Origin of the sequence: uncultured Tateyamaria sp., from assembly GCF_947503415.1 — a bacterium.
In the GTDB taxonomy this organism is placed as follows: Bacteria; Pseudomonadota; Alphaproteobacteria; order Rhodobacterales; family Rhodobacteraceae; genus Tateyamaria.
The window spans coordinates 63,098-80,466 of sequence record NZ_CANNDS010000006.1 but is presented as its reverse complement, the minus strand read 5'-3'; the positions used below and the strand labels follow the sequence as shown (position 1 = coordinate 80,466).

19 protein-coding genes are annotated in these 17,369 nt (G+C 62.3%); 5 read left to right on the top strand and 14 right to left on the bottom strand.

The genetic code is table 11. The features are described 5' to 3' along the window. The 5 genes from Q1A32_RS22775 to Q1A32_RS22755 all read left to right on the top strand — a co-directional run. A partial coding sequence (locus tag Q1A32_RS22775) for an SDR family oxidoreductase (RefSeq protein ID WP_299658061.1) occupies positions 1–277 on the top strand: 277 nt, incomplete at its 5' end. Next, positions 274–624 (top strand): cupin domain-containing protein, encoded by a 351-nt coding sequence (locus Q1A32_RS22770; RefSeq protein WP_299658059.1) that lies wholly within the window; start codon positions 274–276, stop codon positions 622–624. The genes Q1A32_RS22775 and Q1A32_RS22770, both read left to right, overlap by 4 nt. Before the next feature lie 48 nt (positions 625–672). Beyond that, entirely contained in the window at positions 673–1,677 is a 1,005-nt protein-coding gene (locus tag Q1A32_RS22765; protein WP_299658058.1) for a P1 family peptidase, read from the top strand. After that, positions 1,664–2,455, top strand: coding sequence for an alpha/beta fold hydrolase (locus Q1A32_RS22760; protein ID WP_299658057.1), 792 nt, complete (start codon positions 1,664–1,666; stop codon positions 2,453–2,455). Before Q1A32_RS22765 ends, Q1A32_RS22760 begins: the two co-directional genes overlap by 14 nt. A gap of 11 nt (positions 2,456–2,466) precedes the next feature. After that, positions 2,467–3,822 carry a tetratricopeptide repeat protein gene (locus Q1A32_RS22755; RefSeq protein ID WP_299658056.1) on the top strand — a complete coding sequence of 452 codons (1,356 nt, stop codon included), beginning with the start codon at positions 2,467–2,469 and terminating at the stop codon, positions 3,820–3,822. A gap of 66 nt (positions 3,823–3,888) precedes the next feature. Here the strand turns inward: Q1A32_RS22755 and dxs are convergent, their stop codons facing one another. The 14 genes from dxs to Q1A32_RS22685 all read right to left on the bottom strand — a co-directional run bounded on the left by dxs (position 3,889) and on the right by Q1A32_RS22685 (position 17,336). After that, complete coding sequence (gene dxs / locus Q1A32_RS22750; protein ID WP_299658055.1) at positions 3,889–5,808, bottom strand: 1-deoxy-D-xylulose-5-phosphate synthase; 1,920 nt, start codon at positions 5,806–5,808, stop codon at positions 3,889–3,891. A 288-nt stretch (positions 5,809–6,096) separates the two neighbouring features. After that, positions 6,097–7,218, bottom strand: coding sequence for a photosynthetic reaction center cytochrome PufC (pufC, locus tag Q1A32_RS22745; RefSeq protein ID WP_299658054.1), 1,122 nt, complete (start codon positions 7,216–7,218; stop codon positions 6,097–6,099). Position 7,219: 1 nt separating this feature from the next. Further along, positions 7,220–8,212 carry a photosynthetic reaction center subunit M gene (gene pufM, locus Q1A32_RS22740; protein WP_299658053.1) on the bottom strand — a complete coding sequence of 331 codons (993 nt, stop codon included), beginning with the start codon at positions 8,210–8,212 and terminating at the stop codon, positions 7,220–7,222. A 5-nt stretch (positions 8,213–8,217) separates the two neighbouring features. After that, complete coding sequence (gene pufL / locus Q1A32_RS22735) at positions 8,218–9,081, bottom strand: photosynthetic reaction center subunit L (protein WP_299615741.1); 864 nt, start codon at positions 9,079–9,081, stop codon at positions 8,218–8,220. A gap of 144 nt (positions 9,082–9,225) precedes the next feature. Next, positions 9,226–9,384, bottom strand: coding sequence for a light-harvesting antenna LH1, alpha subunit (gene pufA / locus Q1A32_RS22730; RefSeq protein WP_299615743.1), 159 nt, complete (start codon positions 9,382–9,384; stop codon positions 9,226–9,228). A gap of 9 nt (positions 9,385–9,393) precedes the next feature. Then, positions 9,394–9,549 (bottom strand): light-harvesting antenna LH1, beta subunit, encoded by a 156-nt coding sequence (pufB, locus tag Q1A32_RS22725; protein WP_039688894.1) that lies wholly within the window; start codon positions 9,547–9,549, stop codon positions 9,394–9,396. Positions 9,550–9,738: 189 nt separating this feature from the next. Further along, the gene (gene pufQ / locus Q1A32_RS22720) at positions 9,739–9,966 is read right to left on the bottom strand and encodes a cytochrome PufQ (RefSeq protein ID WP_299615745.1); all 228 of its coding nucleotides are present in this window, start codon (positions 9,964–9,966) and stop codon (positions 9,739–9,741) included. Continuing rightward, positions 9,963–11,453 (bottom strand): chlorophyllide a reductase subunit Z, encoded by a 1,491-nt coding sequence (gene bchZ, locus Q1A32_RS22715; protein ID WP_299658052.1) that lies wholly within the window; start codon positions 11,451–11,453, stop codon positions 9,963–9,965. Before bchZ ends, pufQ begins: the two co-directional genes overlap by 4 nt. An 88-nt stretch (positions 11,454–11,541) precedes the next feature. After that, on the bottom strand, positions 11,542–13,110 hold the full coding sequence (gene bchY / locus Q1A32_RS22710) for a chlorophyllide a reductase subunit Y (RefSeq protein WP_299658051.1): 1,569 nt from the start codon (positions 13,108–13,110) through the stop codon (positions 11,542–11,544). Next, positions 13,107–13,283, bottom strand: a complete 177-nt coding sequence (locus Q1A32_RS22705; protein WP_299615751.1) for a hypothetical protein — start codon at positions 13,281–13,283, stop codon at positions 13,107–13,109. The genes bchY and Q1A32_RS22705 overlap by 4 nt, the downstream gene beginning before the upstream one ends. After that, positions 13,270–14,271, bottom strand: coding sequence for a chlorophyllide a reductase iron protein subunit X (locus Q1A32_RS22700; RefSeq protein ID WP_299658050.1), 1,002 nt, complete (start codon positions 14,269–14,271; stop codon positions 13,270–13,272). Before Q1A32_RS22700 ends, Q1A32_RS22705 begins: the two co-directional genes overlap by 14 nt. 3 nt (positions 14,272–14,274) lie before the next feature. After that, on the bottom strand, positions 14,275–15,210 hold the full coding sequence (bchC, locus tag Q1A32_RS22695; protein ID WP_299658049.1) for a chlorophyll synthesis pathway protein BchC: 936 nt from the start codon (positions 15,208–15,210) through the stop codon (positions 14,275–14,277). A 132-nt stretch (positions 15,211–15,342) separates the two neighbouring features. Beyond that, complete coding sequence (locus Q1A32_RS22690; protein ID WP_299658048.1) at positions 15,343–16,458, bottom strand: methyltransferase; 1,116 nt, start codon at positions 16,456–16,458, stop codon at positions 15,343–15,345. Further along, positions 16,455–17,336 (bottom strand): polyprenyl synthetase family protein, encoded by an 882-nt coding sequence (locus Q1A32_RS22685; RefSeq protein WP_299658047.1) that lies wholly within the window; start codon positions 17,334–17,336, stop codon positions 16,455–16,457. Before Q1A32_RS22685 ends, Q1A32_RS22690 begins: the two co-directional genes overlap by 4 nt. Positions 17,337–17,369 lie beyond the last annotated feature (33 nt).

The following is a 17,369-nucleotide window of genomic DNA, read 5'->3' as shown; positions in this document are numbered from 1 at the left end:
CTGGATGATCACGGCCACAAAGACCATGGCAGTCGAACTGGCCCCCGATGGCATCCGCGTGAACGCGATCAACCCGGTTGCCGGCGAAACGCCCCTGCTCAAAAGCTTCATGGGCGAAGACACCCCCGAGACCCGCGCCAAGTTCCTCTCGACCATCCCCTTGGGCCGCTTCTCAACCCCGCAAGACATGGGGGCCGCGGCCACATTCCTGTGCTCTGATGCCGCCTCGATGATCACCGGCGTGGCCCTCGAAATCGACGGAGGACGCTGTATATGAAACCCATCAACCTCAACGCCAAACTGGCGCAATTCACCACGCACTGGGACCCGCATGTGGTCGCCGACTACAACGGCAACGACGTGATGGTGGTCAAATTCCAAGGCGAATTTCCCTTCCATCTGCACGAGGACACAGATGATTTCTTCCTCGTGCTCGATGGCGAAATGACGATGGACATCCAAGACCAAAGCCACCCCGTCAAAGCAGGTGAGTTGTTCATCGTTCCCAAAGGGATCACCCACCGCCCCCGCGCGGAACACGAATGCAAGGTGCTGCTGATCGAACCCAAGGGCGTGCCCAACACGGGCGATCCCGCCACCGCGGCCCCAAAACCGCGCATCTGATCCCTTTCATCTTGCCAACAAAACTCCCGCCGGAGGCACCAAATCAAAATGACCCCAGGCCCGCAAAACGCGATCACGGATATCCACGGGCTCAAGGTCGGGCATGCGCAGGATAACGCGCTGAAATCAGGCGTGACCGTGCTGACAGCCGAAACACCTTTCACGGCCTCCGTTTCGGTGCAGGGTGGCGCGCCCGGCACACGAGAGACGGAGCTGCTGGCGCCCGACAAATCGGTGGCACAGGTTGATGCGCTGGTGCTTGCAGGCGGCAGTGCCTACGGGCTTGATGCCTGCTCTGGCGTCGTGGCGGGACTGCGCGCACAGGGGCGCGGGTTTCGGGTGGGCAACGCCATTATCCCGCTGGTACCGGGAGCGATCATCTTCGATCTGCTGTCAGGCGGCAACAAGGATTGGACCGACACGCCCTACCCAACCCTTGGGCGCGCCGCATTCGAGGCTGCCACCGATCATACGGACATCGGCACCATCGGCGCAGGCACTGGCGCAATGACGGCGATGATGAAGGGCGGGCTGGGGACGGCATCGCTCACTTTGGGCAACGGGATCACCGTGGGCGCGCTGGTGGCCGCAAATCCGATGGGCAGCGTGACCACACCGGGCGACCGGCATTTCTGGGCCGCCCCGTTCGAGGTGGATGGCGAATTTGGTGGACTTGGTCCAGATCCGACGACAGGGCTCGGCCGCAGCCTCGACAGCCGCAAGCTCACGGCCATGCTTGAGCGGGCCAACACCACCATCGCCATTGTCGCCACCGACGCAACGCTCGACAAGGCGCAATGCCAGCGGGTCGCGATTGCGGCCCATGACGGTATCGCGCGGGCCTGCGTGCCGGCACATAGCCCCGGCGACGGCGACCTGGTGTTCAGCGTTTCCATCAGCGCCAAACCCCTGACGAGCCCGCAGGATCTGACACTTATCGGACATGCAGCGGCGGTGTGCCTGTCGCGCGCCATCGCCCGTGGGGTGTTTGCCGCCACACCCGCCCCCGACGACCTTCTCCCAACCTGGAGCCAGCTCAATGCCCAAACTTGAGCGCGATGACATCGCCCTTCACTACGAGGTGACCGGCAGTGGCCCGCCGCTTCTGATGCTGGCAGGGTTCATGTCTGACCATGCCAGCTGGACCCCGCTGATCCCGTTGCTGCAGGACCATTTCACCTGCATTCAACCCGACAACCGCACAACCGGGCGGACGACGCCGTGGGACGCACCGGTCTCCATCAACCTGATGTGCAAGGATGCGGTCGCGTTGATGACGCATCTGGGCCATGACCGGTTCCACACGATCGGGCACTCGATGGGCGGGATCATTGCGCTGCACATGGCGCAGAAGGTGCCCGAGCGCATGGCCTCGACACATATTGCGGCGTCCGCCCCGATACGACTGCCGCGCAACACCGCGCTTTTTGCCAACCTGATTGCGATCCGGCGCAGCGATGCGGCACCCGACACGTGGCTGCGCGCGCTCTTTCCGTGGCTGTTCAACCCGCGAGTCTATCAGGACCCGGCAGCAGTGGATCAGGCCGTGGCGGACGGGCTGGCCTATCCCCATGTTCAAAGTGCGGATGCGATGGAACACCAACTGACGGCCCTGCGCGGCTTTGACGGCACCGATCTGGCCAGCCCATCCTGCCCGACGCAAGTGCTGCTCGGCGCGCTTGATCTGATTGTGCCGCCCGATCATGTTCTTGCGGTGCTCAATCACCTGCCGCACCATATCCTCGAAGGGGCCGGGCATTCGATCCACTGGGACGCCCCCGGTCAGGTGGCCGACCTGCTGCGCGCCTACGCCGCCAAACACCCGATCTGAAGGGGACGAAGATGCAAGACCTGTACGGCCTGCCGATCACCTGCGACACCGACGCGACCCGTCAAGGCATCGACGATTTCGTGCACGGGTTCATCAGCTTTCACCCCAAGGCTGCAAACGTGCTGAAAGCAGCCAAGGCGGACCACGGCAACGGCCTCGCCAACGCCTATGCCGCACTGCTGTACATGCTGCTCGAAGCGCCGGTCGCCCCGAAACTGGCGCAACCGTTCCTGGACAATGCCCTTGCCGCAACCGGCTTGACCCCCCGCGAACAAGCGGCGGTCGAAGCGGCCAAGCTGTTCGTGGCAGGCAAAATCCCCAAACTGATCGAACTGTGCGAGGCGACCGTCACCGCCTATCCGCGGGACATGGTCATGCTGAAACTGGGCCAGTACCACACCTTCAATACCGGCGACTTCCCGGCCATGCTGCGCGTCGCGCAAAAGGCGCAACCCGGGGCCGCTGACATTCCCTATGCCCACGGCATGCTCGCCTTCGGGTTCGAGGAATGCCACCTGCTCGACGACGCCGAAGCCGCCGCGCGCCACGCCCTCAGCCTCGACGAAAGCGAACCATGGGCGCACCACGCGCTGGCCCATATCTACCTCACACGAGGGCAAGTGGCCGAAGGCACTGCGTTTTTGGAATCCGTGGCGCATCACTGGGCCGACCTCAACAGCTTCATGCACACCCACAACTGGTGGCATCTGGCGCTGTTCTACATCTCGGCCGGGCGCACGGACGACCTGCTGGCGGCCTACGACACCCATGTCTGGGGCCTGTCCAAGGATTACTCACAGGATCAGGTTGGTGCCGTGTCGCTGCTTGCCCGCATCGAATTTGCCGGGATCAACGTAGGCGACCGCTGGCACGATGTGGCCGATCACATCGCAAAACGCGGTGCCGACACGGTCAGCCCGTTCCTGACCCTGCAATACCTCTACGCCCTTGGGCGCACCGGCCGTGCCGAAAGCGAAACGCTGCTGAAAGCCATCGAAGCCCGGGCTGAGGACGAGAGCAAACACGACTGGCAGGTCTGGCGTGACGTCGCACTTTGGGCCGCCCACGGCATCGCGGCCCACGCGGCAGAGGACTACGACGACTGCATCCGCTTCCTTGGCAAAGCCCTGCCCCGCCTTGCAGAATGTGGCGGCAGCCACGCGCAGCGTGACCTTTTTGAACAAATCCACCTCGACGCCCTAATGCACGCTGGCCGCACATCTCAGGCGCAACAGGTTCTGGAGATGCGCCGAACCTTTGATCCGGATGGCGTGCCTCTGAACAGGATGCTGGCGGATGTGTATGAAAAGTCAGGATTGCCAGAGCAGGCCGCAACTGCGCGCGCCAGACTGACCGGCACTTCTTGACATCACGGGCGGGAACGAGGGGCCAGCCCCTCGCGCTCCCCGGGATATTTATAGCCAAGAGAAGGGCTATTCGCCTGCGATCAAGTCGACCACGTTTGTGTCCACGCAGCCAAGCGCGTCCTGCACTGTGTGCACGATATCGGCAGCCGTAAGCCCTGCGTCCTCGTACATCTCATCGGGGCTCGCCTGATCAATGAAGCGGTCCGGCAGGTGCATCGTGCGCACCTTGAGGCCCTGATCGAGCAAACCGTCTGCCGCCATGGCTTGCAGCACCATGGCACCAAATCCACCCATGGCGCCCTGTTCCACCGTCACCAGCAGCTTGTGTTGCATGGCCAGCGTCCGGATCATCTCCATGTCGAGCGGCTTGGCAAAGCGGGCATCTGCGATGGACACCGACAGCCCATCGGCTTCCAACCGTGCGGCAGCGCGTTCGCAGGCATCCAGATGGGTGCCAAGCGACAGAAGTGCGACGTCCGAGCCATCCTGGATCATCCGACCCTTGCCGATCTCCAGCACCTCGCCCTGTTCCGGCATCTCCACGCCGCGCCCATTGCCGCGCGGATAGCGGAACGCAATGGGCCCGCTGTCATGGGCGGCAGCCGTGGTGACCATGTGCACCAGCTCCGCCTCATCTGCGGCAGCCATCACGACGATACCGGGCAAAGACGCCAAGTATCCGATGTCAAAGGATCCCGCATGGGTTGCCCCATCGGCTCCGACCAGACCCGCCCGATCAATGGCAAAGCGCACGGGCAGGCCCTGCAGCACCACATCGTGCACCACCTGGTCATAGCCGCGTTGCAGAAAGGTCGAATAGATCGCGCAGAAGGGCTTCAACCCGCTCGCCGCCATCCCGGCGGCAAAAGTGACACCGTGCTGTTCGGCAATGCCCACGTCGAACACGCGCCCCGGAAAGCGGTCCGCCATCTTGTTCACACCGGTGCCCGAAGGCATGGCGGCGGTGATGGCCACGATGGAGGGGTCCCGGGCTGCCAAGTCAGCCAAAGTCTCGCCAAAGACGGAGGTATAGGCGGGCGCATTGCTCTTGCCCTTGGATTGCTCGCCCGTTTCGACATCGAACTTGGACACGCCGTGATACTTGTCCGCGGACCCCTCGGCGGGAGCGTAGCCCTTGCCCTTCACCGTGCAGGCGTGGATCAGAACCGGCCCTGTGGCCCGCGTGCGCGCGGCGCGCAACACGCTCAGCACCTGACCCATATCGTGCCCATCGATGGGACCGATATAATCAAAGCCCAACTCTTCAAAGAACGTGCCCCGGCTTTCCACCCCCGTGACCATCTCACGCGCACGGCGGGCTCCGTCGCGCATGGGACGGGGCAAGGCCGCCTCCATCCCTTCGGCAATGGCGTGCAACGGCGCGAAGGGAGAGTTGCGCGACAGGTTCGACAGATAGGTGCTCATGGCGCCCGTGGGCGGGGCAATCGACATCTCGTTGTCATTCAGGATCACGAACAACCGCCGGCCCTCGTGGCCTGCATTGTTCAGCGCCTCATAGGCCATGCCAGCCGAAATCGACCCGTCGCCAATCACAGCCACCGCGTCACCCGTGGGCATGCCCATGTCGCGGCCCACGGTGAAGCCCAAAGCGGCAGAGATCGAGGTCGAGGAATGCGCGGCGCCAAAGGGATCAAAGTCACTCTCGGCCCGTTTCGTGAACCCGCTGATCCCGTCCTTCTGACGCAAGGTTCCCATGCGGTGCCTGCGGCCCGTCAAAATCTTGTGCGGATAACACTGATGCCCCACATCCCAGATCACCTTGTCGCGGGGGGTGTCGAACACGGCGTGAATGCCAACGGTCAATTCGACCACACCCAGTGACGATCCCAAATGCCCGCCCGTGCGGCTCACGGCATCAATCACATCGCCGCGCAGCTCGACAGCCAGACGCGACAGCTCGTCATCACTCAGCCGTTTTAAATCGGCCGGGCCAGCAACATTATCCAACAGGGGTGTCTTGGTCATTGCGCACATCCTTTGTCTGTCGCCCCGTCCGCCTTGCCAAGCAGACCCGTGAGGCAAAAAGGCGTCGCGCCTGAGGGTTCAAGCACGACGCCAGGTTCCTGTAGCCAACAGGAAGGGAACCGGGACCGGTTGATCCCGTACGTGGGTCAAGGAAGCCAATGACCCGCGCCTGGCGTCACGAAAGCGGGCAAACCACATCCGTCACATCTTGGGGGCGCCGGGGGCGGCGGAGGACACCTCCGCCTGACTTGGTCCGGCGCGTCAGGCGGGCGTGTCGCCCGCCCCACTTCATTCGTAAACAGGCGCCTCGGTCGACGCGAGTTCAGGCCAGTCCGCGACCACGTTCATGCCCTGAAGGGGACGTTGATACCCCTTGTGGCAGGTCCGGCACGCGGCTTTCGGCGCATCGGCATAGATCGGGCCAAGCCGTTCCGCAGGATACGTGTCCTTCAGCGGGATCAGGTATTCCTGGTTCATCTCGATGACCATCTGACGCCCTTGCTGGGCAATGCCCCACTGCGGCGTGTACTGCCCGGCGTCATAAAAGGCGCGGCTGTTGTGACAGAACACACAGTTCACACCCAGCGAGTTCGAGAAGTAATTCATCAGCGAATAGGTCATCTCGGTCTTCTGGATGGTCGCCACATCAGGGTCGATACCCGGCACACCGGCCACACGGCTTTCCAGATCGTGGACATTCACCATGCTGTCATAGTCGGTCAGGTAGACCTCCAACGCCGACGAAGGCAGCGAGGTGGACGCCGACATTGCCGTGGCCCGGTTCTGCACCGCTGCCCAGCCGCCAACGTTTTCGTTGACCGGCGTGACGTTGAACCAGATGTCGGAGGGCACGTTCTGACCGCGGTGACAGGTATAGCAATTGACCCCTACCTCAGCCACGGCGTTCACGTGACCCGACCAGTTCTCGTTGATGTTCTGCGTCATCTGGATCATGCGACGGCTGACGACCTTGGTGTACAGATCATCCGACCCGTATTCCGAAATGTCGCCATCTCCGTGGCAATAGGCACAGCCTTCCTCGGGTGACACCCACTGCGTGATGGCCAGCATCACACGGTTGAAGTTGTCATCCGTCAACTCACCCAACACCTGAACATTCTCGTAAATGTCCTTGGCAAGCTCCTCGCCCCCTTCGGGAACGTATGGCTCTTCGGTGTAGTAGGCTTCGATCGTGGGGTCAGGGGCGGTGCGGGACACGTTGTATTCCGGCACCGACATGCCCGTGCCACGCGGGCCGGTCTGCATGCTCTCGGTCTGATACGGGTTGCCCCATGTCACCACCAGAGCGGCCACAAACACGGCACTGCCAACAATGCCCACGGCGATGGCCGGCCCGAACACATTTGTCGGATTGGCCTTGTTCCATTCATTGAACCACTTGGGAAGCATCTCAGTTCTCCTGTCCAATAAAGGCTTCGTAAGAACCGTAATCTTCGTAGCCATAGGCCCCGTCATACATCGGCGCGAAATTGTGCTCCTGCGCCCAGATGAACCAGTTGTCGACCACCGTGCCGGTCAGCAGGATGCCGATACCGCCGGTGATGGGTGTCAGCACCGCAAACCACCAGGCCCATCGGTGAATACCCTCCATCGTGGCGTTGAATCCCATGGTCCAGCGCCAGAACAGGGCCGCCCGTTCGGTCGCCGTGCCGCGGTCATAGATCTGCTCCAACTCGCGGTCGCCGCCATAGCGGGTCACGGCCAGAATGGTGCCGCCATGCATACAGAACAGCAGGACAGAGCCATACAGGAACACGATCGAAAGACAGTGGAACGGGTTGTAATAAAGGTTGCCGTAGCGGATCGAGAAGGCGGTGGTCCAATCAAGGTGGGGGAAGATACCGTAAGGCACAGCCTCGCTCCATGATCCCATCAATACGGGCCGGAACAGACCCAGCACCAGGAACAGCCACACGGCAGAGGCAAAGGCCCAGAACACGTGTTTGCCCATCTTGTGCTCAGCCGCCAGCAGGTAGGACCGCAACAGCCACGTCATCACCGACACCAGCAGAAAGAAGGAGGCGATGATGTACCACCCGCCCTCATCAAGCGGTGGCATGGACAGGCCGTATTCCGGTGAAGGCGGCTCAAGCGCCAGCCAGAACAGTTGCCGAATGAACTCGGGGATGGAAAAGCCAACTTGGCTCAGCATGTTGATGCCGACCATGACGAACCAGATCAGGCCCGTCGCCAGCGACACCATGCCGGTCCAGCCCAGGTAGATCGGTCCGATCTGCGCATTGCCGATCCAGCCCGCGAGGGTGGAGAAGAACGGCTTGCCGCCCCGCTCCGCCATCATCTCGCCGCTGTCGTCCATGCCCCATTCGGGATTTCCCTGAACCTGAACCTGGGTAAAGATGTTTTGGTATTCGATGTTAAACATATCCCTTACCCCCCAAAGCCGGATTGATAGACGGGAAGCGGATCAGCGCCCCAGATCGGCAGGTTCAGCCACCAGTTCCACCATTCGGGCCAGCCGGATGTCCAGACGGGACCGGAGATGATGATGCAGACGGCAGAGAAGAAAACCGCGTTGATGGCCAGCAACCAGCCCAAGCGGTGAATGCCCAGCGTGCCGATGGAATACCCGATGAAGTCGCGAAAGAACGTGTCCTCGTGATCAGGTGTCAGCGCCTCGCTGCCCTCTTCGGGATTGGCCGCCGACAGGATCAGCGCGCCGTGCAGCGCCAGCGCCAGCGTCGTCGTAAAGAACAACGTGACGGCCAGCATGTGCGCCGGGTTGTAGTGGAAGTGCAGGTACGCGTAGCCGGTGTTGCTCACCCAATCGAGGTGGCTGAAGATCCCGTATGGAAAACCATGCCCCCACGCGCCCATCAGGAAGGGGCGGAAGATGACCAGCGTGACATAGGCCAGAATGGCAAAGCCAAAGCCGATGGGCACGTGATATCCCATGCCCAGCTTGCGGCAAATTTCAACCTCACGCAGGGCCCAGCTGATGAAGGCACCGGTGGCACAGATCGTGATGATCTGCCACAGCCCGCCTTCCAGCAGGGGCGCCATGCCCAGACCGTAACTCAGGTCCGGCGGGGCAATGTTGATCAGCCATGGATTGAAGGTGCCCTGTTGCGACGCGCCCCAGAAAATCAGCACTGTGCCCAGAAGGGCGAAAAAGGCAGTCGTGACCCCGAAAAAGCCCACGTAGAACGGGCCCACCCAGAAGTCGAACAGATCGCCGCCGATCAGCGTCCCTCCGCGGACGCGATACTTTCGTTCGAAGGATAGCAACGCCATCTTCTCTTCTCCGCGTTTGGCGGCGCGGCCCTCCCGGGGGTCGTCAGCCGTCTTGATAGTGTCAAAAGTCGTTTGCTGCGGGCAGGCGGGGGCGCACTGTCGCCCCGCCCGCAGCGCTGTTTTGTGATCCCTTCGGACCGGGTCTTACTGTGCGGCTTGGCCGGCCAGTTCGAACCAGTTGAAGTGCTCCGTGCTCAGCAGGACGAGGTGAATCATCGCCGCAAGCAGGAACAGAAAGACGCCTTGTGCGACAAACACGCGGCGGGGATCAAAAATGAGCCAGATCTTGTAGAACTTTGCCATGTGATATCCCTACCAACCGTTCGCGAACCAGGGACGCCAGATGTACGTTGCCAAGTGAGCGACAACAGCCACGGCTGTGAAAAGCCAGAGCCCGCTCATATAGACAGCGTGCAGCTCTTGCGCCTGCTCGTCTGTGAGACCTGTAAAAGACAGGTTTTCAGCCATAGTAATTCCTCCGGAATTCAGTGCTGACGCCGCGCACCCCGCGGCCGGGTCCTTTGGGGTCGCCCCCTCCGGGCTCTGTCCACCTGTTGCCAAGCGTACAGTCTTGGGTCTCGGCAGGCGCACACAGGCCGAGAGAACTCACGAGCGCGCTCGAAAGCGGGCCCGTCAAAAGATATGTCTGCTTGGATCTCAAGCGTTGAAGATCATCGGCGTGATGATCCGCGCTTGGGTCCAGGCCCGGGCCATCGGGCCCTTGTCCGTGAACGAACGCGACTTGATCGCGGCCAGCGCCCAGGTCAGGCAGGCCAGAGGCAGCGTCGCCACAAAGATGATCGCGAAATAGACCATGAACTCGGTCTTCTCTCCGTTACGCTTCTTCGGGGCCTCGGTGGCCAGGTTCGACGTCATGTCAGTCATGGTGTTCCTCCCTCGGAAACATTGTCTGACGATCCAGCCAAGGCCGGATCGAGTGCGCGCACGGTTTCAATCACAACCCGGTCTGCCCCTTGTGCGAGGGCTGCTTGCTCAGCCGCATCGCGCAAGGTTTTTGCCGCAGAAATCCGGGTCAGGATGGGGTGCTGCTCGACAATACGGTCAAGCATGGCCTGCGCATCGGCATCCCAGGGGAAGTCGCGGCGCAGGGTCGTCGGTGTTGCCTCGGCGGCATCCATATCGGTGGCCAAAGGCAGAATGTGAAACAGGGCGTCAAAAAGGCCGTTACAGACCTCTTGAATGATGTAGGTGGCCCCCGCATATCCCATAAATGGGGTCCCCGTGGCCCGCCGAATGGCGGCACCGGGGAAGGACGCCGGGATAAACGATGGGCTGGGGCCATGCCCGCCCTTCAACTCCGCCAGATACATCTTCTCATTGATGGACCCGAACACAACGAGGGGACGCTTCTGGCCCATCCAGGCGCGCACTTCCTCGTTGTTGGTCTTCTTGCCTGCCACCCGTGCGGTCGCGAAGGCGCAGGGCAGGCCCATGTCATCCTCAAGAAACAGACGCAGGCCGCGGGCATAGGTCTCGTTGGCCACAACGGCAAAGCTCGCCGTGGCAAAGAAATCCTGCGTCACGGACCGCCAAAGGTCCCACACAGGCTTGAGCGTCGAATGCTTTTCGCGCTCGATAAAAGGTTCGGGGTCGAGGCCCACCAAACTCCCCAGTGCGCGCAGGAACTTGGTGGTACTCTCGACCCCTATCGGGGCTTGTAGATACGGCTTGGCAAGAAGCTCGCACAACCCGCGCCCGAACTCGCGGTACATGCAGATGTTCACATCCGCATTTACCAAATCTCTCATTTCGGCCACATGCGCGCCCAGGGGCATCACCATGTTGACCTCGCAGCCGATCCCTTCGACCAGCCTGCGGATCTCGGCCAGATCGGATGGCATGTTGAACGTGCCATACATCGGACCAAGGATATTGACGCGAGGCTTGCTGCCCTCTTCGCGTTTCTTCTCGGGCGGCATCCGACCCTTGGTCATACCGAACTCGGTAAAGATCCAGGTCATCGCCCGATCCGCCGCCTCCCACTGATCCTCATCAATGGTGCGCGGCAGGAACCTCTGAATGTTTGTGCCTTGGGGGGTCACGCCCCCGCCGATCATCTCGGCAATGGAGCCGGTCACAACAACCGCAGGCAGCGCAGGATCAAGCGTGCCCCAGGCGCGCTTCATCGCGCCCTCTGTGCCATCGCGTCCCAACTCTTCTTCGCCCAAACCGGTCGTCACGATGGGCAACTCATGCGGCGGCAGGGCATCGGTGTAATGCAAAACGGACGTCACCGGCAGGTTCTCGCACCCGACAGGCCCATCAATCACACATTGCAGGCCTTTGACGGCACAGAACGCATAAACAGCGCCCCAATACCCGCCTGCCCGGTCATGATCCATGATCAGCACAAGGACACCCCCAGCTTCTCTTGGCCAAAAATATCCCGGGGGTGTGGGGGCTGGCCCCCGTTCCGATGATATGTCACACGCACAAACATCAGATCATCTCCGCCGCTTTGGCAGCTTTGGCCTGACGCTCAAGCTTCTTGGCATTCTGCGCCCGGAAATCGGGGCGCAGGTTCGGCGCGCCTTCCCAGATGCCTGCCGTGTCACCGGTCCCAACACCTTCAAAGAAGGCCTTCATGTGCTCCATGCGCCCCTTGTTGGCGATGGCCGCATTGATGACCTCGGCCAGCGAACCGGCACCCGCCACACCCATCAGGGGCCGCGCGGAAATCAGGTTGGTGAAGTAGAGACCGGGAATGCCCAGCTCTTTCGCCTTCTGCACCACGGGCGTCGTGCCAATGGCCAGATCGGGCTGCACCGCTTCCATGGCGGCACAATCATCTTCCAGCGACGCGCGGAATTTTACCTTCACGCCCTTGGCCTCAAGCCACGCCTGATCATCCGCATTCCACGGCGTGCGCGGACAGGCGGTGCCTACATACGGCACCTCTGCCCCACTTTCGATCAGCAGACGGGCGACCAGCAACTCGGACCCTTCATAGCCCGACAGCGTGATGGTCCCCTTGATCTGTGTCGCAGCCAAGGCACCAGAAATCGCCGGGAGGACAGCGTTCTGCGCCTCGGCCACTTGCTCGGCGCTGCACCCAAAGGCCGCGCCGATATTCTTCAGCCACTCCGCCGTGCCATCGCGTCCCACGGGGGCCGATCCGACAACGGGCCGACCAGCCGCCTGAAACTCGCGCACGGCCGCAGTGTAAAACGGATGCACCGCCGCCACGACAGAACTGTCCAAAGCAGCATACAATTCACGCCATTCCCGGCACGGCACCACGGGCCCTGCCGCCAGACCCAAAGGCGCCAGCATCTGACCGATCATCATCGGGTCCGCCGGGAACATCTCGCCCAGCAGCGCCACGGTCGGGCGATCCGACTTGCCACCCACAGGGGCAGCAACCGGTCCGGCCTCGACCTCTTCGCGTGCGTATTTCAGCATCGCTCCGGCCAGAACATCCTTGGCCTCGGCATGTGTGGGAATACCAAACCCGGGCACGTCGATGCCCACGATCCGCACGCCATTGATCTCATCCGGCAGCAGCCGCAGCGGCACGCCGGACGCGGTCGGCACACACAGGTTCGTCACCACAATGGCGTCGTATTTGTCAGGGTCGGCCAGATCATGAACAGACTCGCGAATGTCCTCGAACAGCTTGCCCGTCACCAATGTTTCGGAATTGAAGGGCACATAGCCCACCGACCGCCGCGCCCCGTAGAAGTGGCTCACAAAGGTCAGCCCATAGACACAGCAGGCCGAGCCACTAAGAACAGTCGCCACCCGGCGCATCCGCAGACCCACACGCAACGACCCAAAGGCCGGGCACATGCTCTGCGGCTTGTCATGTGGTCCTTGCGGGTAATCTTCCGCAAACTTGTCGAGCATTTCGGAGTTGCCGGCCATACGCGCGGCCTTTTCCATCTCGGACCCGGAATGACATCCCAGACCGTCCACAGGGGCCTCGACGCTGGGCAACTCGGCCTCGCGCGGGTGGCCCTTGGTCACCTCCACCTCATCGGCGGCGTCGTATGTGACCTTGGTGCTCACGTGTCGTCACCCGCCGGGGGCAATGTCACATCGCGACCCGCAGATTGGGCGCGCAGCACATCCGCCTGCGCGCGGGTCTGCTGAGACAGGGCAACGGCCTCGGAACTGTGCACGGCGACCTTCTCGCTCAGCGCACGCAACTCTTCGCTGGAAAGGCGCTTAGGCGTCGTCATAGACCACCTCCAGCGATTCCTTCGGTGCCGCGTTCTTGCCGCGCATGTCCATGTCGGTCGCAGGCTCCAACGTGACACCGGCACCCGTCTCGGACCCGTCAAACAGTTCCAGCAACCCATCCTGGCTCAAAGGGGCCGGACGCACAGGTGGTGCCACGGCGACGTTCTCGCCCAGCTCTGCAAACAGGGCACCCCATTGGGACGCGTCCGTGCCGACAATCTGATAGTTGGCGGATTTCTTGCGCAGGTCATCATCCTGCGGGATCGACGCAAGCACCGGAATGTCCACGGCTTCGGCAAAGGCCTGCGCCTCGCCCGACCCGTCATCCTTGTTGATGACCAATCCGGCCACGCCGACATTGCCACCCAGCTTGCGGAAATACTCAACGGCGGAACACACGTTGTTGGCCACGTAAAGCGACTGCAAATCGTTCGACGCGACCAGGATCACTTTCTGAGCCATGTCCCGCGCGATGGGCAGGCCGAAACCGCCACAGACCACATCTCCGAGAAAATCCAAGAGGACATAGTCGAAATCCCAATCGTGGAAGCCAAGCTTTTCGAGGAGTTCAAAGCCATGGATAATCCCCCGGCCACCGCAGCCGCGACCCACTTCCGGGCCACCAAGCTCCATTGCAAACACGCCGCCGCGCTTGAAGCACACGTCGCCAATGGCGACCTCTTCACCGGCCAGCTTCTTCTTCGTGGATGTTTCGATGATGGTGGGACACGCCTTGCCACCAAACAGCAGGCTGGTGGTGTCCGACTTCGGATCACAGCCGATGAGCAACACACGCTTGCCCTGCTCGGCCATCATGTGGCTCAGGTTGGCCAACGTGAACGACTTGCCGATGCCACCCTTGCCGTAGATCGCGATGATCTGCGTGTCCTTCGTGGCCTCTTGCGGCAGCACGTCGGCCAGATCTTCGTTGGCCTCGTCCTTCAGGCGCTGGTCAAAATCCTTGAGATTAGGAACTTCATCTTTCATGGCTCAGTGCTCCCAATCCAAAATCATTTTCAGGCAGGCCCCATCGGTGAATGCCTGTTCGTAGGCCGCACGCGCATCCGCCGCGGGCCGTGTATGTGTGATCAGCCCGTCCAGCCGCAGCGCACCGCATTCGACCAGCGCACGGGTCGCGGCCAGATCCTCGCGGGTCCATTCAGCGGCCACGCGGAAACGCGCCTCTTTCATGAAGGCAGGTGGAAAGGCAAAGGACAGGGGCGCGGAATAAAACCCGGCCAGCACAACCTCGCCGCCCTTGGCGATACGGCCCACCAGATCGTTCAGCAGATCACCCCGACCCGACGCGTCATAGATCGACCGGTAGTCGCGACGCGCGTCATCATCCGGATGCACAACCTCATAGCCCTGCGCGCCGGTCCGGCGGGCCGGGTCAATCTCCCACACCTTCGGCGCAGGCGCACCCGAGGCGATGGTCAACCGGGCCAGCAAGCGGCCCAGCACACCGTGGCCCACAATCAGGTCCGGCACAGCCTTGTTCATCCCGGCCATCGCGTGACGGGCCGTCGCGGCCAAAGCCAGCAGCGCACCCTCGGCACCCAGCTGCGGATCAATTCGCGTCACACGGGCGCTGTCGGTGACCAGCGTTTTCGCGGCCCCGCCAAACAACCCATACGCATCTTCGAAACAATTCGATCCGGGCACGAACACCCGGTCGCCCGGTTTGAAGCCCGTCAGCACTCCGGCCTCGACGACCTCGCCCGCAGCCTCATAGCCGGGGACCAGAGGATAGCCCATGCCGGGAAAGGGGGGCATCTCGCCTGACCAGAACAGCTTTTCCGTTCCGGTCGAAATCCCCGAATGCGTCACTTCGACAACCAGATCACCCGCCCCCGGCGCGGTCAGCGCCAGCGTGTCCACATCCAGATCCCTTGGACCTTTGAGAAGGACGGCGGAAGTGTCCAAGATCGTCTCCTTGTTCCTGTGCCGCGATTGCCAAAGTTTCGAAGATAGAGACTCAGGGCAGCACTTTGTTGCTTGGTGTCATTCTAAGTGGACAACTCAGTGTGTCAATCAGATTAGACACTTTCCTGTAAATCAGGTTGGACGCACAGCCGTCAAAACGCGGGTCACATAGGCCCGTGCCGGTGCCGGGCTGCGCACGTCGGCAAAGCCCGCTTCGGTCAACAGCGCACCGATCTCGTCAGCAGATCGGGCCCGGCCTGTCTGCATCGCCATCGTGTAGAAGGCGAAATACACATCGCCTGCCTTGTCAGGCCGCGGGCCACCGCCCATCGGCTCGGACACGATCAGCCGCCCGCCGGGGGGCAATGCGTCATACACCTTTGCCAACAGGGCGCGCACGGTGTCGTCGGAGTGATCATAGAGAACGCGGATCAGCGAAATCGCATCAGCGCCCTCGGGCAACGCATCCTCGCGGAACGATCCCGGCACGATATTGACCCGATCCGCCATACCCGCCGCATCGAACCGCGCCTGCGCATCGGGCACGACAGGCGGCAGATCAAAGAGGGTCATGGCCATCGCGCGTTTGGCGTGGCCCGCCGCTTCCAGAAAGGCACCGGTGCCACCACCGATATCCAGCAGATGCTGCACACCTTTCAGCGACACGGCCCGCAACGTATCCTCGGCCACCAACCGCTGGCTCTGTGCCATCAGGTCGGAATAGATCGCGGCATCACCCGCATCCACATCGCCACCAAAGACATAGGGCCAGAACTGGCTCAGCTTGGTCTCGTCCGGTTTGCGCAGCAACGCCACCGGATCACGCAGGTCCTCATAGAATGCCTTGTGATGCCGGATCATCGCCTCCAGCCCCGGCACGCCCATCAGCGCCGCCCCCTTGCGGGCAAGGCTGAACCGGTCGCGCTTGCGCTTGAGCAATCCAAGGGCCGCCCCGGCCTGCAACAACACCTGCATCCGATCCTCGGGCACATCACAGGCCCGCCCAAGCATCTCCGCACTTTGCGGCCCCGCGCGCAGACGCCGGAACAGGTCCAGTTCGACCAGCGCCATCAGCACCTGACTTTGGACAAACCCCTGCACAACATCGAACAGCGCGGCCCCATCGGCCCGCGCCCGTGATCGCGTGAGTGGAAACTTGCTGGCCCAGCTTTGAAACCCGGGCCGCGCGATCAGACGGTTCAACCAACTGCCACGCCATCCAGGCAGATCATGCGCCTCTGCGCTCATTCGCCAGGCACACGGGAGGGGGACACAACAGGCGTCAACCGCTCCGCGTACATCCGCACCATCTCGGCCAACTGCGCCTCGCCGGGGCAACTTGGGATCGACGCGATCGCACCGCCCAGAATATCCTTGAGACGGCTGATCGCGCCCTGCACGCCCAGTTGCGTCACCGCATTGGGCCGTCCGTGCAGATCATCCTGACCCGCAGGCTTGCCCAAGGTACTCTCGTCATAAAGCGCATCGCGCAGATCGTCGGCCACCTGAAAGGCTTCCCCAATCCGGTCGCCCAGTTCAAACCAAGGCTCCGCATCCTGCCCCGCCGCCACAGCACCCATCTGCGTGGCAGCAATGAACAAGGCACCCGTCTTCGCCTGATGGTAGGCAGACAGATCAACCTGATCCTCGCTCTCCCATCCCTGCCCCGCGCAGATGCCACCGGGCATGCCCGTGCGCTGCGCAAGCGTGATGATCAACTGCGCCACCCGCTCGGGCGCAAGACCCGACTGGCGCGCCAGCGTCTCGAAGGCCAGCACAATCAGACTGTCGCCCGCCAGCACGGCAAGCGGTTCGGAATAGGCTTTGTGCACCGAAGGTTTGCCGCGACGCATATCCGCATCGTCAAAACAGGGCAGATCGTCGTGCACCAGTGACGCGCAATGTATCATCTCCAGCGCGGACGCCGCCGCATTCGACACGGCCGGGCGGTCATCGCCACAGGCCAGTGCAACGGACATCAGAATCGTGGGCCGTATGCGTGCCCCACCCGGTGCGGTCGCGTAGTGCAGGGCACTTGCCAGCTTTGGCGGCGTCGCCCGACCCGCGCCCTGACCAACCGCCACAGCCTCGGCAATCGCGGCTTCGATGCGTGTATTCAGGCCCATGCGCGTCGCTCCCCTTGGGATAATTGTCACGTT